Source organism: Pelagerythrobacter marensis, from assembly GCF_001028625.1.
Classification (GTDB): Bacteria; Pseudomonadota; Alphaproteobacteria; order Sphingomonadales; family Sphingomonadaceae; genus Pelagerythrobacter; species Pelagerythrobacter marensis.
Genome location: NZ_CP011805.1, coordinates 1,330,376 through 1,347,211 on the forward strand (window position 1 = coordinate 1,330,376; position 16,836 = coordinate 1,347,211).

The window sequence follows — 16,836 nt, forward strand, 5'->3', positions numbered from 1 at the left end:
CCGCTCTCCTCCTCAGTCTTCTACAGGTTGCGGCAGTTCGCGCGCGGCGCGGCGAATGGCATCGTTATCGTGATGAAAGCGCCCGCCCGCGCGGCGCATCGCAAGGCTCAGCGCAGCCTCCGCCACCGTGCGCGCAGGGATCGAACGGAATTGGCGCCAGCCGCCGTGCAGCAACAGATCGGTCACCGGGCTGACGGCAATGCCGAGACGCTCCGCCGGTCGGCGGTCGCCCCCGCGCGCACCGCGAAGCAGACCCGGACGAAGCACGTCCAGCCGCTTGAAACCCACTTTGGCAAGATCGCGCTCCATTTCGCCCTTCACGCGCAAGTAGAACGCCTTGGCCGCCAGCGAAGCGCCGGCGGAGCTGATCGCGACCATCCGTTCCACCCCGTGCGCCTTCGCCGCGTGGGCGGTTTCCAGAACCAGATCGCGATCCACCGCGCGAAAGGCGGCTTCGTCTTCGCCTGCCTTGCGCCATGTCGTTCCGAGTGCGCAGACGAGAGCGGTCGGGCGGATCGCTTCCAGCACCTCGCCCCACCGCGGCGGATCGGCCACGAAGACTTCCATTCTTGCTTCCGGCGGAAGGGGCACCTCGCGCCGGGCGAGCGCGGTCAGGCGCATGTCTTCCCGCCCGACAGACAGCGCGATCACCGTCTGGCCGACAAGCCCGGAGGCGCCGACGATGGCGATCCTCAGCGGGTCAGACATTGCTCAATCCCTCAGGCCGCGTGCCGTGGATGCGGGCATATTGATCGATCGCGAAACGATCGGTCATTCCGGCGATGAAATCGAGGATATGCCGTGCCCGCCCCGGCTCCTCCCCCGGCAGCGTGTCCCGCCATCCAGGCGGGAGAAGCGCGTCGTCACCCGCGTAGGCTTCGTAAAGCCGGGCCACGACGTCACGGGCACGCTCCGCCGTGGCGAGTTGTTCGCGGTGATAATAGAGCCGGTCGTACATGAACCGCTTCAATTGCCGTTCGCGCGCCGCCATTTCGGGGGAGAACGTCGCGAGCGCGCGGCCGGCACGCCGCACCTCGTCCCCGGAGGCGATGCCCGCCGTGGCATTTTGCGTCTGCGCGATGACATCGTTCACCATCAACCCGATCTGCACCCTCACCAGTTCACGCAACTGGCGTTCGCGGGGGGCATTGGGGAAGCGGTTTTCGACCTCGCGCCACTGGTCTGCGACGAAATCCAGCGTCAGCAGGTCGTCCAGCGACAGGAACCCGGCCCGCAGCCCGTCGTCGATGTCGTGATTGTCATAGGCAATGTCGTCGGCCACAGCAGCCACTTGCGCTTCGAGCGAGGAATGATCGCCCAAAGCGAGCGGGAACTGCGCATCCAGTTCCGCCAGTGCCCAGCCGGGCGCGGCGATCGGCCCGTTGTGCTTGGCCAGCCCTTCCAGCAATTCCCAGGTCAGGTTGAGCCCGGGATGATCGCAGTAAGGGCTTTCCAGCCGCATCAGGACGCGCAGGCCCTGGGCATTGTGATCGAACCCGCCGACGTCCGCCGTCGCCTGCTGCAGCGCATCCTCCCCCGCGTGGCCGAAGGGGGGATGGCCGATGTCGTGCGCGAGGCACAGCGCCTCGGTCAGATCCTCGTCCAGCCCCAGCGCGCGGGCAATCACCCGGCCGATCTGCGCCACTTCCAGGCTGTGCGTCAGCCGAGTGCGGTAATGGTCGCCGTCGGGCGCAATGAACACCTGCGTCTTGGAACGGAGCCGGCGAAAGGCGATCGAATGGATGATCCGGTCGCGATCGCGCTGAAATTCGCTGCGCGGCCCGCGCACGCCGCCGCGATCTTCGGAAAATTCGCGACCGCGCGAACAGGCGGGGTCTGCGGCGAAGGGCGCACGGGTCATGGGCCGGCGACTAGGTCAGCGCCGCACTCACGGCAACCGGAACAATCGGGCAACCTTTCCGCTTTATGCGCGGTTCACCCTTCTTCGAGCAGCCAGTCCACCGCCGCCTCGCAATGAATGCGTGCGGAATCGAAAATCGGCAGAACGTTGGCGTCGACGTCCACGACCATCTCCAGCTCGGTACAGGCCAGCACGATCGCCTGCGTGCCGTCCTGTTCCTTGCGCGTGATCATTGTCTTGAGCGCGCGCTGCGCATCGCGGGTCGCCTTGCCCAGCATCAGTTCCTGATAGATGATCCGGTCGAGCTTCTCGACATTGACCATGTCGGGCGGCAGCAGGTCCACCCCATGCGCGACCAGACGCTGGCGATAGAAATTTTCGGTCATCACATTGCGCGTGCCGATCAGTGCGGCATTGGTCACGCCATCGGCTTTCATGCGCTGCCCGATGCATTCGGCAATGTGCAGGATCGGCACATCGACCTGAGCGGCGACTTCATCGTACACCTTGTGCATCGAATTGGCCGCGATCACGATCGCCCCGGCGCCCGCGCTTTCCAGCTGGCGGGCGGATTCGCCCAGAACCTGCGCCGCCCGCGCCCAATCCGCCGGCTCGTGCAGGCCATGCAGACGGCGAAAGTCCAGGCTTTCGATCAGCAGGGGGGCGCTCGCAAGCGGTTCGGTGCGTCGCTGCACCAGTCGGTTGATCCATTCGTAATAGGTGCGGGTCGAAACCCAGCTCATCCCGCCGATCAGCCCCAGCTTGCGCAATATCCGTCCTTCCCGAATCCTTGAGAGCAGCAGACTTAGCGAAGCGGTCGCACCTGCGTCCAGACGGCGGCGGACGCCATCCCCATCCGCCCGGCAATAAGCCCTGGGTTCACATCCCCGCGATCCAGCGTTCGACCGCGCGCACGCCATCGGGATCGACGGTCGCCTTCCCCAGTTCGGGCATGGCCACGCCGGGTTCGGCGCTGGCCATCCGGTGCAGCAGGATTGATTCTTCCGGCTTGCCCGGCACCACGGCAAACAGCAGCCCGGCCGATCCGCGGCCCGCCGCGACCGGGCGCTTCATCACGCCCAGCGCCCTGGGATCACGTTGTTCCCAGCGCAAATCGAGGCCGGAATTGGACGCCATTGCGCCGGGCCGATGGCAGTGCGCACAATTGACGTCGAGATAGGCGCGCGCAGTGTCCGCCAGATCGGCGCGGTCGCGATCTTCCCACTGCGGCAGGGCATCGGCACCCGCCGGCATGTGATCGAGCCTGTCCTGCCCCTCCATGCCCGCGAGCCAGTCGTGCGCCAGATTGCGCGCCTTGGGGCCGATCGGGATCACTTCGCCGTCCAGCCCGTGGCATTCCTTGCACTGGTTCTTGTTCGGCACGCGATAGCTGATCGCCTCGCCCTGCGGCGTCGTCAGATCGACCCGCGCCCCGGCCAGCGCCAGCCGCGCCTTCGTCTGGTCCGCGTTCCACAGGTACGGCAGGGCCAGCCAGCCATCGGCGCGATGGAGCAGAACGCGCGTTTCGATCAGGCGCCGCCCTTCCCCTTCGCCGAACGCGAACGTCTTGATCAGCGCCGCACCCACGGGAAATTCCGGCAGCCCCTCCCCCGCCGCAGCCAGTTGCGTGCCTTCGGGCAGATAGAGAAAACGCAGCTTTTCCGCGCCGTCCGAATAGAGCGGGGTGTTGAGGCGGTACGACATCACGCGCACCGCAGGCACTTGCCCCGGACCATCGGCGAAGAAGCCGAAATCGGCCAGCGTGCGCGGGATGCCTTCGCGCACTGCGGCATCGTTGACGCGCTGCACCGCGGCTGTTGCGGGCGCGGCGACGGCTGGCCCCGCGCCCGATTGGCTCGCCATCGCGCCGGCGAGCGCAAGCATCCCCGCCGCCAGGACGTGCGCGCCCCGGATCACTTGATCCGCGCTTCCAGCTCGGGCCCCGCGCCCCACCCGTCCGCGGAAATCGGCTGACCGGGAACCGGCACGTCAAGCGGGCCGGGCTTCGCCCCGGTCAATCCCGCCCCTTGCGTCTCCAGGTTCAGCGACCAGCCGGGCATTTCGGGATGGACCCACAGCGTCGCCCGGTCTTCACCGCTTTCCAGCCCGTCCCACATCACCGGGGGCAGCGCGCCGCCGAACGCGGCCAGAAGCTGTTCCGCGCCCTCAAGCTGAGGATCGGTACCGCCTTCATCGACCATGTTCCAGTCGATCGTGACGTCGCGCGGATAGGGATTGTAGTCGGGATCTTCGAACGGCATCGGATAGGCGATGACCATGACCGGCGCGGTCGGATTGTCATACAGCAGGTTCTGCCCGACCCAGACATTCTCGTTCGCCATTATCATGATGCCCGTGCCGCGCGGAACGCTGGCGACGATATTCCCCTCCGGCGCGAAATTGGCAGTGGTGTTGGATGCCACCAGATTGTTGCGCACCAGCACGTTGCCCCCGCCCATCACCGGCAGATCGGGCAGATCGAACACCAGAATCCCGCCGGTATTGCGGCTTACGAAATTGCGTTCGACGATTGCGTCGCGGCTGTTTTCGATCTCGATCCCCGCCACGTTGTCGGTCGCGACCGAATTGCGCACGGTGATCCGGCTCGATTGCCCGACGTAGATGCCCGCGTCCGACGCGCCGGAAACTTCGCTGCCGTCGACCAGGATATTAGTGCTTTCGACCGGATAGATGCCGTAGGCGCCGTTGCTGGCTTTGGGTCCGCCGGTCCAGGTCACCCGGATCGCGTGATAGACGATGTCGTCCGCGCCCTTGGACTTGATCCCGTCCCCCTTGGGATTTTCGACCGCGAAGTCGCGCAGCGTCACCCCGTCCGACGTGACCAGCAGCCCTTCGCCCGATCCCTGCTGTCCGGTGAAATCGAGCACGCTCGCTTCCATCCCGGCACCGCGCACGACGACATTATCGACATCGAGCGAGAGGCCATCGGTCAGCGCGAAGCGGCCGGCGGCAAGCACGATCTCGTCCCCCGGCTGGGCCAGGATAAGCGCTTCCTGCAGGCGTTCCTGCGCCCCTTCGCCCGGCGCGATGGTGACGGTTTCGGCCCATGCGGGCGCGGCGACGGACACCAGCGCAGCGGTGGCGGCGATCGAAAGTCGGATCATATGAGTCTCTCCCCTGCAACCCATTCTGCCGCAGAGGGAAAGGAATGCAAGGATCGACTGACGTGCCTCAGTCGAGCGACTTGACGATTTCCTCGACCATCTTCTTCGCATCGGACAGCAGCATCATCGTCTGGTCCATATAGAACACATCGTTGTCGACCCCGGCATAACCGACGCCGCCCATGCTGCGCTTGATGAAGAAAACCTGCTTGGCCTTGTCCACATCGAACACCGGCATGCCGTATATGGGCGAGGACTTGTCGGTCTTGGCCGCCGGGTTCACCACGTCATTCGCACCGATGATGAAGGCGACATCGGCCTGCGCGAACTCGCTGTTGATATCCTCCAGCTCGAACACTTCGTCGTAGGGAACCTGCGCCTCCGCCAGCAGCACGTTCATGTGCCCGGGCATCCGCCCGGCGACGGGGTGGATGGCATATTTCACCTCCACACCCTTTTCCTTCAGCATGTCGGCCATTTCACGCAGCGCGTGCTGCGCCTGCGCCACCGCCATGCCGTAACCGGGGATGATGATGACCTTTTCCGCCTGTTCGAGCATGAAGGCCGCGTCGGCTGCGCTGCCCTGCTTGTAGGGGCGCTGTTCGCGCGCCTCGCCGCCGCCCGCACCGCTGTCGTCCGCGCCGAAGCCGCCGGCAATCACCGAAATGAAGCTGCGGTTCATCGCGCGGCACATGATGTAGCTGAGGATCGCGCCCGAGCTGCCGACCAGCGCGCCGGTGACGATCATCGCGGTATTGCCGAGCGTGAAGCCCATCGCGGCCGCGGCCCAGCCCGAATAGGAATTCAGCATCGAGACGACGACCGGCATGTCCGCCCCGCCGATCGGGATGATCAGCAGGAAGCCGATGACGAAGGCGAGCACGGTCAGCGCGACGATCAGGGGCAGCGTTTCCGCCTGGCCGGTGGTCACGGCGAACAGCGCGGTCAGCACGATGATCGCCGCCAGCGTGCCGAGGTTGATGACATGGCGCGCGGGCAGCAGAATCGGCGATCCGCTCATCCGCCCCGAGAGCTTGAGGAACGCGATGACCGAGCCGGAGAAGGTAATCGCACCGATGGCGATGCCCAGCCCCATCTCGACCTTCGAAACCGCGCCGATCCCGCCGTCCGCCGTCAGCAGACCGAACGCGCCGGGATTGAGATAGGCCGCCCAGCCCACCAGCACCGCGGCAAGGCCGACGAGGCTGTGAAACGCCGCGACCAGTTCGGGCATCGCGGTCATGGCAATGCGGCGGGCGATCAGGAAGCCGATCAATCCGCCTATGGCGATGGCAATCGCGATCTCGATGATATTGGCGACGTCGTGCGTCACCAGCGTCGTCACCACGGCGATCAGCATACCCGCCATGCCGAAACGGTTGCCCGTCCGGCTCGTCGACGGGCTGGAAAGCCCGCGCAAGGCGAGGATGAAGAGCACGCCCGCGACGAGGTAGGCGAGCGCGACCCAGGGGTTCACCGCTTCACCGGTCGCGGCGTGAGCGGGGGCGGCCCACATCGTCATCCCGGCGAAAGCCGGGATCGTTGTCCACCTGGACCGGAGCGTGCCGAGAGAGACCCCAGCTTTCGCCGGGATGACGGAGAAGTGCGAGCCCATCACTTCTTCTCCTTCTTCTTGTACATCGCGAGCATTCGCTCCGTAACCGCGAAGCCGCCGAAGATGTTGACGCTAGCCAGCACCACGCCCGCCAGCCCGAGCCACTTGGCCGCCGGGCTACCGGCTTCCGCCGCAGCGATCAGCGCGCCGACGATTATCACCGAGGAGATCGCATTGGTCACCGCCATCAGCGGCGTGTGCAGCGCAGGCGTGACCGACCAGACCACGTAATAGCCGACGAAACACGCCAGCACGAAAATCGACAGGATCGAAATGAAGTCCATTAAGCGGGCGCTCCGGAAAGTCCTCCCCCCCTGGGGGAGGTGGCAGCCGCGCCAGCGGCTGACGGTGGGGGTCTGTCGGTACAGTAGGCAATGATGGCTTCCGCCGTTCCAATCGCGTCGTCCAGGACTTCGCTCGCAGGAATACGCAGAACGCCTATGCCTTGCTCGTTCAACCATCGATCGCGGCTGATGTCGCGCGCTGGACGATCGCCCATATCATGCGCGATGCCATCGATCTCGATGGCGATCCGCCGGGTCGCGCAATAGAAGTCGAGCACGAAATCGCCGACAGGATGCTGCTTGCGGAATTTCACGCCATCAGGTTTTCCACGAAGCTGCTGCCACAAGAGCACTTCGGGTAGCGACATCTCGCGGCGCAAGCGGCGCGCGCGTTTCAAACCTTCTGGTGTGTGATCTTCCACTTCAGCCCCCTCCGTCAGCGCTACGCGCTGCCACCTCCCCCAGAGGGGGAGGATCTCAGCCCGAAGAAGGTCGCTAACCTCAGCCTCAACCCTGCAACCTCTCGTTCACGACCTTGCCGCCCTGCGTCAGCCGCACGGCGTCACCGATCTCCTCGTCGAGCACGGGCTTGCCCGCGTCCTTGTCCCAGAAGGCGGAGAGGAAGTTGTAGTGGTTGCGGGCGAACAGGGCGCTGGCATCGGCGGCCAGGTGCGCGGCGGTGTTCGAATAGCCGACGATCTTCACGCCGTGCCTTTCGACCACCTCATCGGGCTTCGATCCCGCGACGTTGCCGCCGGTCCCATCTCCCTGAGCGACCGCAAGGTCGAAGATCACGCTGCCCGGCTTCATGCTGGCGATCTGTTCGTCCGAGATCAGCCGGGGCGCGGCGCGGCCGGGGATGAGCGCGGTGGTGATGACGATATCCTGCTTCGCAATGTGCGAAGAAACGAGCTGTGCCTGCGCGGCCTTGTATTCATCGCTCATCTCGGTCGCATAGCCGCCCGAACCCTCGCCCTCGATCCCCGCGACATTCTCGACGAAAATGGGCTTGGCGCCCAGCGACTGGATCTGTTCCTTCGTCGCCGAACGCACATCGGTTGCCGAAACCTGCGCGCCCAGGCGCCGCGCGGTCGCGATCGCCTGCAGGCCCGCAACGCCCACGCCCATCACGAAGACCCTGGCCGCCTGCACCGTGCCGGCGGCGGTCATCATCATGGGAAAGGCACGGCCATATGCGTTCGCCGCGGTCAGCACCGCCTTGTATCCGGCAAGGTTGGACTGGCTGGAAAGCACGTCCATGCTCTGCGCGCGGGTGATGCGCGGCATGAATTCCATCGCCAGTGCCTCGAACCCGGCATCGGCGTAGGCCTGAACCCGATCGGACTGGGTGAAGGGATCGAACAGCGCGGCAACCAGCGCGCCCGGTTTCGCACCGGCGAGCGCCAGGACGTCGGGCGCCTGCACGCCCAGCACGATCCCTGCCCCTTCGACCGCTTGCGGCCCGGGCACGACATCCGCCCCCGCATCGCGATAGGCCTGGTCGGGAACGGACGCGGTTTCGCCCGCGCCTTCCTCCACCGCGACGCCGGCGCCCAGCGCCAGGAACTTCTTGACCGTTTCGGGCGTGGCGGCGACCCGGGTTTCCCCCGGAGCCCGCTCTTTCAGGATCGCGATCCGCAAGGCGCTGGCGGCGGTCAGCTTGCGATCAGCAGAACAATGATCAGAACGCCGATCGCAAGGATCGGAACCGACCATTTGAGAAGGGCGATGAAGCCGCCGTACGTCTCGTTGGCCGCTTTCATGTCGTTACCCGAAGCCATAGAAGTCGTGTCCCCTGAAAAGATGTATCGCCAGCGGTCTATCGCGCGCCGCGGCGGGCATCAAGTCCGGCGCATTCGTTCGCACGAAGTGTAACAGCCTTAATCTCGCCTTTACCCCCTGCCCCTAAATCGAGCCCCTGTACCGCAACGGGACGGTTTGGGGAAAATGGCCGAAAGCGAATCGCGCCTTCTGATGCTGATCGACGACGAGCCGGCCCAGAGCCGGCTGATCACGGCACTCGCCGCACGCGAAGGGTGGCGCACGCTGGTGGTGAACGATTCGGAAACCGCAATCGCCACGCTGGGCACGCGCCAGGGGATGCAGCTGGCCGCGATCATCCTCGATCAATGGGTGCCGGGCGACGATGCCTGCAGCCTGATCGAAGAGCTCAAGACCCGCCGCCCCGCGCTCCCCGTCCTGATGCTGACCACCAGTTCCAGCCCCCTGCTCGCGGTCGATGCGATGCGCGCGGGTGCAACCGATTACCTGATCAAGCCCGTCGCGCCCGACCGGCTGATGCAGGCACTGCGCAGCGCGACCAAGCACGAAGCGCCCAAAGACGAACTTCAGCCGCTGACCGAAAAAATGCCCGCATCGCTCGATTTCGATGCGATGATCGGCACCGCGCCATCGTTCCGCACCGCGCTGGCGCGTGCGGCAAAGGCAGCGCGCGGCCACGGCGCCGTGCTGATCGAAGGCGAAAGCGGCACCGGCAAGGAAATGCTGGTGCGGGCAATGCATGCCGCCAGCCCCCGTTCGAAATCGGCGATGCGCTCGATCAATATCGGCGGCGTTTCGGCGGGGTCGATCGAATCGATCCTGTTCGGCCATGAACAGAACGCATTTCCCGGCGCGTTCGAACGGCAGATCGGCGCATTGCAGCACTGCGACGGCGGGACCCTGGTCCTCGACGAGATCGACCGGCTCGAACCCGATATGCAGTTGAAGCTGGCCGAATGCCTCGAACAGGGGATCGTTCGCCCGATCGGGGCTCGTCACGGATTTCGGGTGGACGTCCGCCTGATCAGCGCCAGCAACCTTCCGCTGGCCGATCTGGTGGCCACCGGCCATTTCGAAGAACGGCTCTATACCGCCATTTCCGGGACCACGATCGTCCTGCCGCCGCTGCGCGACCGGCCGGGCGATATTACCGCGCTCACCCGCTATTTCCTCGCCCGGATCGGGGAGCAGCCGGGCCTTCGCCACCACGCCATTTCGGAAGGGGCGCTGCAGCTCCTGTCCGGGTTCGACTGGCCCGGCAATGTCCGCCAGTTGCAATCGGTGCTGTTCCGCGCCGCGGTCTACTGCGATGGCGAGACGCTTACCGCCGAAAACTTCCCCCAGCTTCTCGAAATGGTGGGCGACCAGGGCGAAACGATCAGCCCGGTTCACGAAGGCGCCGGCGTCATGCTCTATACCGAAGATGGCAACCTGCGTGCGCTGGAGGATATCGAGGCGGACGTGATCCGCCTGGCGATCGGGCACTATCGCGGGCGCATGACCGAAGTCGCCCGGCGGCTCGGCATCGGCCGTTCCACCCTCTATCGCAAGCTCAGCGATCTCGGCATCGACGACGCGGCCTGAGGCTGTTTGCCAAGGCCGGACACGCGGACTATCGCCGCGGGAATGAGCGTATCGTTCGACTTTTCAGGCAAGAGCGCCCTCGTCACGGGGGCCGCGTCGGGCATTGGCGCGGCGACCTGCCGCTGGCTGGACGCGCAGGGGATCGCGCGCCTCGTGCTGGTCGATTGCGACAGCGAAGCGCTCGACCGGCTGGCGCTGTCCTGCGACTGCCGCCGCGTGGCCGGCGACGTTGCCGATCCGGCGCTGTGGGACGGGCTGGAAGGGCTCGGCCCGCTCGATCACGCCGTCATCAACGCCGGGATCGCATCGGGCGCGCCGATTGCCGAGTGCGAGTTTGCCGAATGGCGGCGGGTCATGGCGGTCAACCTCGACGGCGCGTTCCTCTCGCTGCGCGCGGCCATGCGGGCAATCCCCGGCGCGGGCAGCGTGGTCGTGACCGCCTCCATCAGCGGGGTGAAGGCCGAACCGGGCACGGCCGCCTACGGCGCATCGAAAGCGACACTGATCCAGTTGGCCAAAGTCGCGGCGAAAGAAGGCGCGCCGCAGGGGCTGCGCGTCAATGCCGTGGCACCGGGCGGAGTCGATACGCCGATCTGGGACCAGGCCCCCTTCTTCCAGGATCTCGTGCGCGAGCACGGCGGCGACCGCGCGGCGGCGCTGAAGGCCATGGCCGAAATGGCGACCCCGCTGGGCCGCTATGCCGCGGCGGAGGAAATCGCCGGCCAGATCGGCTTTCTGCTGTCCGACGCGGCGGCCTCCACCACCGGCGCGGTGCTGGTGAGCGACGGCGGCTATTCGCTCTAGCGTGATTCTTTTTGGAGCGGCACCGGCCGGTGCCGCTTCAGCTCCTCTGAACACGAACTGCCCGTCGACAGGCGCGCGCGGGCAGGCCATAGGCACGCGCGATGAACAAGCTCGACGAAATCTGTGCCGTAAAGCGCGAGGAAGTGGCCGCGCGCCGCACCCGCGCGACGATCGACGATCTCGACCGCGCCGCCGCCACCGCCGCCACGCCCCCGCGCGGTTTCGCCCGCGCCCTGGCCGAAAAGGCGCATCGCGGCTTTGGCCTGATTGCGGAAATCAAGAAAGCATCGCCCTCCAAAGGGTTGATACGGCCCGATTTTCGCCCCGCCGAACATGCCCTAGCCTATCAGGCTGGCGGTGCGGCCTGCCTTTCGGTGCTGACCGACGCCCCCCATTTCCAGGGGCACGAGGATTACCTGATGGACGCGCGCGCCGCCTGCGACCTGCCCGTGCTGCGCAAGGATTTCATGGTCGATCCCTGGCAAGTTGCCGAATCCCGCGCGATCGGGGCCGACGCGATCCTGATCATCGTCGCCGCGCTGGACGATGGCGTCATGGCGGAGATCGAGGCTGCCGCGCTCGAACGCGGGATGGACGTGCTGGTCGAAGTGCATGACGAGGCGGAGATGGAACGCGCCGCGCGGCTGCGCTCGCGCCTGATCGGGGTCAACAACCGCGATCTGAAGACATTCCGTACCGATCTCGCCACGACCGAGCGGCTCGCCCCGCTCGCGCCCGAAGGCGCGCTGCTGGTGGGCGAAAGCGGGATCGCGACGCAGGCCGATTGCCAGCGGCTGGCCGCAGCCGGGGTCCGCGCTTTCCTGGTGGGCGAGAGCCTGATGCGCCAGGACGACGTGGAACGCGCGACGCGCAGCCTGCTCGAAGGCTGAACTTTCCTACACGCGGCGCATCTGCCAAGACGGCGCGCATGACGTTCGCCCGCCGCCAGCCCGCCCGCTGCACCGCCCTGCGCGCGGCCGCCGAAACAGGGGCGGATTTTTTGCTCCAGGACTGTGTAACATGCGGTCCAAGTCCAACAGGCCCAAGTCCAACAGGAAGGCGGGCCGGCGGATGAGCGGGCTGAGCCATCTCGACGAATCGGGCGCGGCGCGCATGGTCGATGTCGGGGCCAAGCCGGAAACCGCCCGCTCGGCCACGGCAAGCGGGCGCATCACGATGCGGCCTGACACCATCGCCGCGATCCGCGATGGCGACTTGCCCAAGGGGGACGTGCTCGCCGCCGCGCGCATCGCGGGGATCATGGCGGCCAAGAAGACCGGCGAGCTGATCCCGCTGTGCCACCCCCTCGCGCTCGACGCGGTGACGGTCGATTTCGCGTTCGAGGATGACGCTTTGCGGGTTACCGCGCAAGTCTCCCTGACGGGGCGCACAGGGGTGGAAATGGAAGCGTTGACAGCCACTTCGGTCGCACTCCTGACACTCTATGACATGGCCAAGGCGGTGCAGAAGGACATGACGATCGGGCAGGTGCGCCTGATCGCAAAGACCGGCGGCAAGTCGGGCGACTGGCACGCGGACGGCCCGGATCTGGAATGACCGGCGCGGCCCCACTGCCGCAGCCCCTTCCGCTGGAAGAGGCATGGGCCCGGCTGCTTGACGGCATCCGCCCCTTGCCGGGCGAAGCGCTGGCGATCGAGGACGCGGCTGGCCGCCATCTCGCCGCGCCGTTATCGGCGCACGTCACCCGCCCGGCGGCGGACCTGTCGGCGATGGACGGCTATGCCGTGGCCGGGGAAGGCCCCTGGACCGTGACCGGCGAAAGCCGTTGCGGCGCACCGTTCGCCGGCACGCTGGCCAGCGGTCAGGCCGCGCGCATCTCCACCGGCGCAGTCATGCCTGCAGGGGCCGACCGGGTGCTGATCCAGGAAGATGCGCTGCGCGACGGCGACCGCCTCGCCCTCGCCGCCGATCTGCCCGGCCCCGGCGCGAACGTCCGCAGGCGGGGGATCGACTTCGAACAGGGCGACGCGCTGCTGCCCGCAGGCAGCCGGCTCGGTGCACGGCAAATCGCGCTCGCGCTCTCCGCCGGGGTCGATACCGTGCCGGTCCATCGCGCGCCGCAAGTGGCGATCCTCGATTGCGGGGATGAACTGGTCGATGGTTCGATCCCCGCGACCAATGGCGCGATGCTGGCGGCAATGGTCGCCGGCCTGCCCTGCGCGGTGCGCCGCATCGGCCCGGTGGCCGACGATCCGGGCGCACTGGGCGCGGCGCTCGCCCGGTGCGAAGGCTGCGACCTCGTGCTGACCAGCGGCGGTGCCTCGGTCGGCGATCACGACCTCGTGCGCCCGGCGCTGGAGGCATGGGGGGCGCAGATCGCCTTCTGGCGTGTGGCGATCCGGCCAGGCAAGCCGCTGCTCGTCGCCCGCCGCGAAGGCACGCTGGTTCTCGGCCTGCCGGGCAACCCGGTATCGGCCTTCGTCACCGGGTTCCTCTTCGCCCTGCCCGCGCTGCGCGCCATGCTCGGCGCGCCCGATCCCCTGCCCCGGGCCAGCCACCTTCCCGTCGCGGCCGATCTGCCGGCGGGCGGACCGCGGGGCGAGTTCATGCGGGCCGTGCTGCGCGGCGGACAGGCGGACCCGATCCGCGAACGCGACAGCAGCCTGCTCGCCCAACTGGCGCGCGCCGACGCGCTGATCTGGCGCCCGCCGCACTGCGCCGGGACGAAAGCGGGAACGGATGTTCCCGTCTATCACCTCGAAAACGGCGCAATTGCTTGACTTGTCAGGACAGGTTGCCTAATTGTTCCGCATTCGTTCGCAATCGCGCACGATCGTGTCAGGCGACCAGGGAGATTTCGCCATGCTGACGGCAAAGCAGCACGAGCTGATCCGCTTCATCCAGCAGCGGCTGGAAGAAACCGGCATCTCGCCTTCGTTCGAAGAAATGAAGGAAGCGCTCGATCTCAAGAGCAAGTCCGGCGTTCACCGCCTGATTTCCGCACTGGAAGAACGCGGCTTCATCCGTCGCCTGCCCAACCGCGCCCGCGCGCTGGAGGTTCTGCGCCAGCCCGAAGATTCGACCCCCGCCGTGCGCGGTGCGAAGGCGGACAATGTCGTCGATCTGCAAAGCGCGGCCGCCGCGCGGGCAGAACGGATGGCACCGCAACCTGCGAACGACGTGATCGAGATACCGCTCCACGGCCGGATTGCCGCGGGCGCACCGATCGAAGCGCTCGAAGGGCAGAACAGCCTGCCCGTTCCTGCCGCCCTGCTCGGCCCCGGCGAACACTATGCGCTGGAGGTTTCGGGCGATTCGATGATCGAGGCGGGAATTTTCGATGGCGATTTCGCACTCGTGCGCCGCACCGACGTCGCGCGCGACGGGGAAATCGTGGTCGCCCTCGTGCGGAACGAGGAAGCGACGCTGAAGTACCTGCGGCACGAAAACGGCATGGTCCGGCTCGATCCGGCCAATGGTGCCTACGATCCCCAGGTCTATCGGCCTGACGAAGTCCAGGTCCAGGGCAAGCTCTCGGGCCTCCTGCGCCGATATCATTGATCCGGTTCGGGCATTAGTTTTCGTGGCGCGCTAGCCGGCGGGGGCCGCCCGGTCAGTCGTCGCCGCCCCGCCACCAGCCGTGCTGGCCCTGGCTCTCGGCAACGCTGACCATGCGCGGCCGGTCGAGGTGGAGCGCCAGCCCGCCGGTCCGTTCCAGCAGGCGCCGATCTGCCTTGAGCCATCGCGGGCGGCAGCTTTGGGGCAGGAAACGATTGGCGACGACGATGTCGGCCCTGTCGCATGCGGCGGCCAGCGCGCGCTCTTCCACCAGCGCCCGGCTGCGGGCCATCAGCAGGGTCCAGCGGCGCCCGTCACGCCGGATGGTGAGAACGCAGAAATCGCGGCTGCATCGGGCGCCGGGCCATTGCGCAATCGGGACCGGCTCCCCCTCCAGCCCGGCGAGTTCGAGCAGGTTGTCCCGCGTATAGGCACTGCGCGTGTCGCGCAGGATCAGCAGTCGATCACCCTCCCCCGCAATCCCGACATGGCGCCCGTCGGAAGAAATCAGGACATCGGGCGCAGGCGTCGCCGCAATCAGAAGGAAGGCCGCTATCGTCGCCGGAACCAGCCCCAGAAGCCGCGCTCTCCCGCGCCAGAGCGCCAGCCACAGGCCGCCGGCGATGAACAGCGCCATCGTGCCCAGCCCCATCTGCGGGGCGAGCTTGACCGCACCGGGCTGGCCGGCGGTGAAGTGGGCAATCGCCAGCAGCAGATCGAGCGACTTGCCCGCCAGCCACCACGCCGGCGCCCCGGCCCCGACCGTGTCGAGCGCCAGCGCCAGCGCGATCAGGGGCATGGAAGCGAACGTGACCAGCGGGATCGCCACCATGTTGGCCAGCGCCCCGTAAACCCCGGCCCGATGGAAATGGAACAGCACGATAGGCATCAGCGCGATCTCGATCACCAGCCCCGTCACCAGCAGCATCGCGGTCCGGCGGGCGAACCAGGCGATCCACCCTTCCTCGCGCGGGGCAAGGAACGCCTTCACCGGCGCGCTGGTGTGCAGGACAACGATCGCCAGGACCGCGGCGAAGCTCATCTGGAAGCTCGGGCCCACCAGCGCCTCCGGCCACAACAGGAGGACGCAGATCGCCGCCACCGCCACCATTCGCAGCGAAAGCGGCTCGCGCCCCAGCGCCAGCGCGATCAGCACCAGCAATGCACCGATGCAGCTGCGCACCGTCGGCACTTGCGCCCCGGTCAGCAGGGTATAGGCCACGCCCGCAGCCGCCCCGATCGCGGCAGCGAGCAGCGGCAATCGTACCCGCAGGGCAAACCAGGGCCACAGCGCCAGCAGCTTGATCGCCAGGACGTAGGCCGCAGCGATCACGGCGCTGACATGAAGCCCGCTGATCGCCAGCAGGTGCGTCAGCCCGGCATCGCGCATCGCATCCTCGTCCGCCTGCGCGATCGCGCCGCGGTCGCCGCTGGCAAATGCTGCCGCGATCGTGCCGGGCGATCCGCCCAGGCTGGACCGCACGTGCGCGGCGAGCCGGCGCTGTACGCCGGCCAGTGTACCGCCCGCCGGGGCCGGTTCCACAATCTCGATCGATCCGATCAGCGACCCGGTTGCCGAAAGCCCCTGAAACCATGCCGCGCGGGCGAAGTCGTATCCGCCCGGCAACATCGGCGGCGACGGCGGCATCAGGCGCGCGCGCAAGCGAACCATCGCCCCTTCGCCCAGGCCGGGCACGTCGTCCGCCAGCGGCACGTTGACCCGCACCTTGCGCGCCATTGCCGCCTCGGCATCGCGATAGGCGAGGACGATGCGAACGCGGCCTTCTGCCGGCTGCTCGATGCGGTCCAGCACGCGGGCTTCGATCCGTTCGACGCGGGGCCGGTCGAGCGGCTGCGCGCCGACCATTTCCGAACGCAGCCAGACCACGCAAATGCCGGCCACGAACATGATCGCCAGCGAAACGGCTGCGAGTCGCAGCCCGGCCCAGTCTTTCCGCTCGCGCCAGATCGACGCCGCCGCCAGCGCCAGGAAGGCGCCCGCCGCCATCGCGCCGATCCATTGCCAGGGCGCGCTCAGCAGGAACCAGGCCGCTACGCCCGCAGCGAAAGCCACCGCCAGCCAGGGCCCCCGATCGAAACCCGCTGCCCCGAGGAACGCTTCCGCCCGATCGGCAAGCCTCTCTGCGACACTGGACAAACGGGCTGCGCTGCGCCAATTGCGCTGCACCGCAGCATCGGGCCGCTCCGGCCCACCCCCCAGCGGGACTTCGGGCACCCCCGTTGCCATGCGTTACATAGGAA

The 16,836-nt window shown here is 67.3% G+C and carries 17 protein-coding genes; 6 read left to right on the forward strand and 11 right to left on the reverse strand.

The genetic code is table 11. From position 1 onward, the window contains the following. Positions 1-12: 12 nt before the first annotated feature. The 10 genes from AM2010_RS06410 to AM2010_RS13990 form a co-directional block, all read right to left on the reverse strand. Entirely contained in the window at positions 13-708 is a 696-nt protein-coding gene (locus AM2010_RS06410; RefSeq protein WP_047806359.1) for an NAD(P)H-binding protein, read from the reverse strand. Beyond that, positions 701-1,861 (reverse strand): deoxyguanosinetriphosphate triphosphohydrolase, encoded by a 1,161-nt coding sequence (locus AM2010_RS06415; protein WP_047806360.1) that lies wholly within the window; start codon positions 1,859-1,861, stop codon positions 701-703. The genes AM2010_RS06410 and AM2010_RS06415 overlap by 8 nt, the downstream gene beginning before the upstream one ends. A gap of 74 nt (positions 1,862-1,935) precedes the next feature. Further along, positions 1,936-2,631 carry an aspartate/glutamate racemase family protein gene (locus AM2010_RS06420; RefSeq protein WP_047806361.1) on the reverse strand — a complete coding sequence of 232 codons (696 nt, stop codon included), beginning with the start codon at positions 2,629-2,631 and terminating at the stop codon, positions 1,936-1,938. 109 nt (positions 2,632-2,740) lie between these two features. Next, on the reverse strand, positions 2,741-3,778 hold the full coding sequence (locus tag AM2010_RS06425) for an SO2930 family diheme c-type cytochrome (RefSeq protein WP_338047419.1): 1,038 nt from the start codon (positions 3,776-3,778) through the stop codon (positions 2,741-2,743). After that, entirely contained in the window at positions 3,775-4,986 is a 1,212-nt protein-coding gene (locus tag AM2010_RS06430) for a parallel beta-helix domain-containing protein (RefSeq protein WP_047806362.1), read from the reverse strand. The genes AM2010_RS06425 and AM2010_RS06430 overlap by 4 nt, the downstream gene beginning before the upstream one ends. A 67-nt stretch (positions 4,987-5,053) precedes the next feature. Beyond that, the gene (locus AM2010_RS06435; protein WP_047806363.1) at positions 5,054-6,508 is read right to left on the reverse strand and encodes an NAD(P)(+) transhydrogenase (Re/Si-specific) subunit beta; all 1,455 of its coding nucleotides are present in this window, start codon (positions 6,506-6,508) and stop codon (positions 5,054-5,056) included. 92 nt (positions 6,509-6,600) lie between these two features. Beyond that, entirely contained in the window at positions 6,601-6,885 is a 285-nt protein-coding gene (locus AM2010_RS06440) for an NAD(P) transhydrogenase subunit alpha part 2 (RefSeq protein ID WP_047806364.1), read from the reverse strand. Then, on the reverse strand, positions 6,885-7,307 hold the full coding sequence (locus AM2010_RS13985) for an endonuclease domain-containing protein (RefSeq protein WP_338047420.1): 423 nt from the start codon (positions 7,305-7,307) through the stop codon (positions 6,885-6,887). Before AM2010_RS13985 ends, AM2010_RS06440 begins: the two co-directional genes overlap by 1 nt. An 85-nt stretch (positions 7,308-7,392) precedes the next feature. Then, entirely contained in the window at positions 7,393-8,526 is a 1,134-nt protein-coding gene (locus AM2010_RS06450) for an NAD(P) transhydrogenase subunit alpha (RefSeq protein WP_047806366.1), read from the reverse strand. A gap of 14 nt (positions 8,527-8,540) precedes the next feature. Continuing rightward, complete coding sequence (locus AM2010_RS13990) at positions 8,541-8,666, reverse strand: aa3-type cytochrome c oxidase subunit IV (protein WP_082132818.1); 126 nt, start codon at positions 8,664-8,666, stop codon at positions 8,541-8,543. A 166-nt stretch (positions 8,667-8,832) separates the two neighbouring features. Between AM2010_RS13990 and AM2010_RS06455 the strand changes: the two genes are divergently transcribed. The 6 genes from AM2010_RS06455 to lexA all read left to right on the forward strand — a co-directional run bounded on the left by AM2010_RS06455 (position 8,833) and on the right by lexA (position 14,577). Then, a complete protein-coding gene (locus AM2010_RS06455) occupies positions 8,833-10,251 on the forward strand; it encodes a sigma-54-dependent transcriptional regulator (RefSeq protein WP_047806367.1) in 1,419 nt (472 codons plus the stop codon). Between the two features lie 42 nt (positions 10,252-10,293). Next, positions 10,294-11,055, forward strand: a complete 762-nt coding sequence (locus AM2010_RS06460; RefSeq protein WP_047806368.1) for an SDR family NAD(P)-dependent oxidoreductase — start codon at positions 10,294-10,296, stop codon at positions 11,053-11,055. A 101-nt stretch (positions 11,056-11,156) separates the two neighbouring features. Continuing rightward, a complete protein-coding gene (gene trpC, locus AM2010_RS06465) occupies positions 11,157-11,945 on the forward strand; it encodes an indole-3-glycerol phosphate synthase TrpC (RefSeq protein ID WP_047806369.1) in 789 nt (262 codons plus the stop codon). Positions 11,946-12,126: 181 nt separating this feature from the next. Next, on the forward strand, positions 12,127-12,612 hold the full coding sequence (moaC, locus tag AM2010_RS06470; protein ID WP_047806370.1) for a cyclic pyranopterin monophosphate synthase MoaC: 486 nt from the start codon (positions 12,127-12,129) through the stop codon (positions 12,610-12,612). Beyond that, positions 12,609-13,796, forward strand: coding sequence for a molybdopterin molybdotransferase MoeA (locus AM2010_RS06475; protein ID WP_047806371.1), 1,188 nt, complete (start codon positions 12,609-12,611; stop codon positions 13,794-13,796). Before moaC ends, AM2010_RS06475 begins: the two co-directional genes overlap by 4 nt. 82 nt (positions 13,797-13,878) lie before the next feature. Further along, positions 13,879-14,577, forward strand: coding sequence for a transcriptional repressor LexA (gene lexA, locus AM2010_RS06480; protein WP_047807764.1), 699 nt, complete (start codon positions 13,879-13,881; stop codon positions 14,575-14,577). 52 nt (positions 14,578-14,629) lie between these two features. Here the strand turns inward: lexA and AM2010_RS06485 are convergent, their stop codons facing one another. Then, positions 14,630-16,822, reverse strand: a complete 2,193-nt coding sequence (locus AM2010_RS06485; protein WP_053043980.1) for a ComEC/Rec2 family competence protein — start codon at positions 16,820-16,822, stop codon at positions 14,630-14,632. Positions 16,823-16,836: the final 14 nt, after the last annotated feature.

What these genes read in the sequence shown, in the direction of transcription:
- AM2010_RS06410 (WP_047806359.1), bottom strand. Translation starts at nt 708, where the DNA reads ATGTCTGACCCGCTGAGGATCGCCATCGTCGGCGCCTCCGGGCTTGTC.
- AM2010_RS06415 (WP_047806360.1), bottom strand. Translation starts at nt 1,861, where the DNA reads ATGACCCGTGCGCCCTTCGCCGCAGACCCCGCCTGTTCGCGCGGTCGC.
- AM2010_RS06430 (WP_047806362.1), bottom strand. Translation starts at nt 4,986, where the DNA reads ATGATCCGACTTTCGATCGCCGCCACCGCTGCGCTGGTGTCCGTCGCC.
- AM2010_RS06435 (WP_047806363.1), bottom strand. Translation starts at nt 6,508, where the DNA reads ATGACGATGTGGGCCGCCCCCGCTCACGCCGCGACCGGTGAAGCGGTG.
- AM2010_RS06440 (WP_047806364.1), bottom strand. Translation starts at nt 6,885, where the DNA reads ATGGACTTCATTTCGATCCTGTCGATTTTCGTGCTGGCGTGTTTCGTC.
- AM2010_RS13990 (WP_082132818.1), bottom strand. Translation starts at nt 8,666, where the DNA reads ATGGCTTCGGGTAACGACATGAAAGCGGCCAACGAGACGTACGGCGGC.
- AM2010_RS06455 (WP_047806367.1), top strand. Translation starts at nt 8,833, where the DNA reads ATGGCCGAAAGCGAATCGCGCCTTCTGATGCTGATCGACGACGAGCCG.
- AM2010_RS06460 (WP_047806368.1), top strand. Translation starts at nt 10,294, where the DNA reads ATGAGCGTATCGTTCGACTTTTCAGGCAAGAGCGCCCTCGTCACGGGG.
- trpC (WP_047806369.1), top strand. Translation starts at nt 11,157, where the DNA reads ATGAACAAGCTCGACGAAATCTGTGCCGTAAAGCGCGAGGAAGTGGCC.
- moaC (WP_047806370.1), top strand. Translation starts at nt 12,127, where the DNA reads ATGAGCGGGCTGAGCCATCTCGACGAATCGGGCGCGGCGCGCATGGTC.
- AM2010_RS06475 (WP_047806371.1), top strand. Translation starts at nt 12,609, where the DNA reads ATGACCGGCGCGGCCCCACTGCCGCAGCCCCTTCCGCTGGAAGAGGCA.
- lexA (WP_047807764.1), top strand. Translation starts at nt 13,879, where the DNA reads ATGCTGACGGCAAAGCAGCACGAGCTGATCCGCTTCATCCAGCAGCGG.
- AM2010_RS06485 (WP_053043980.1), bottom strand. Translation starts at nt 16,822, where the DNA reads ATGGCAACGGGGGTGCCCGAAGTCCCGCTGGGGGGTGGGCCGGAGCGG.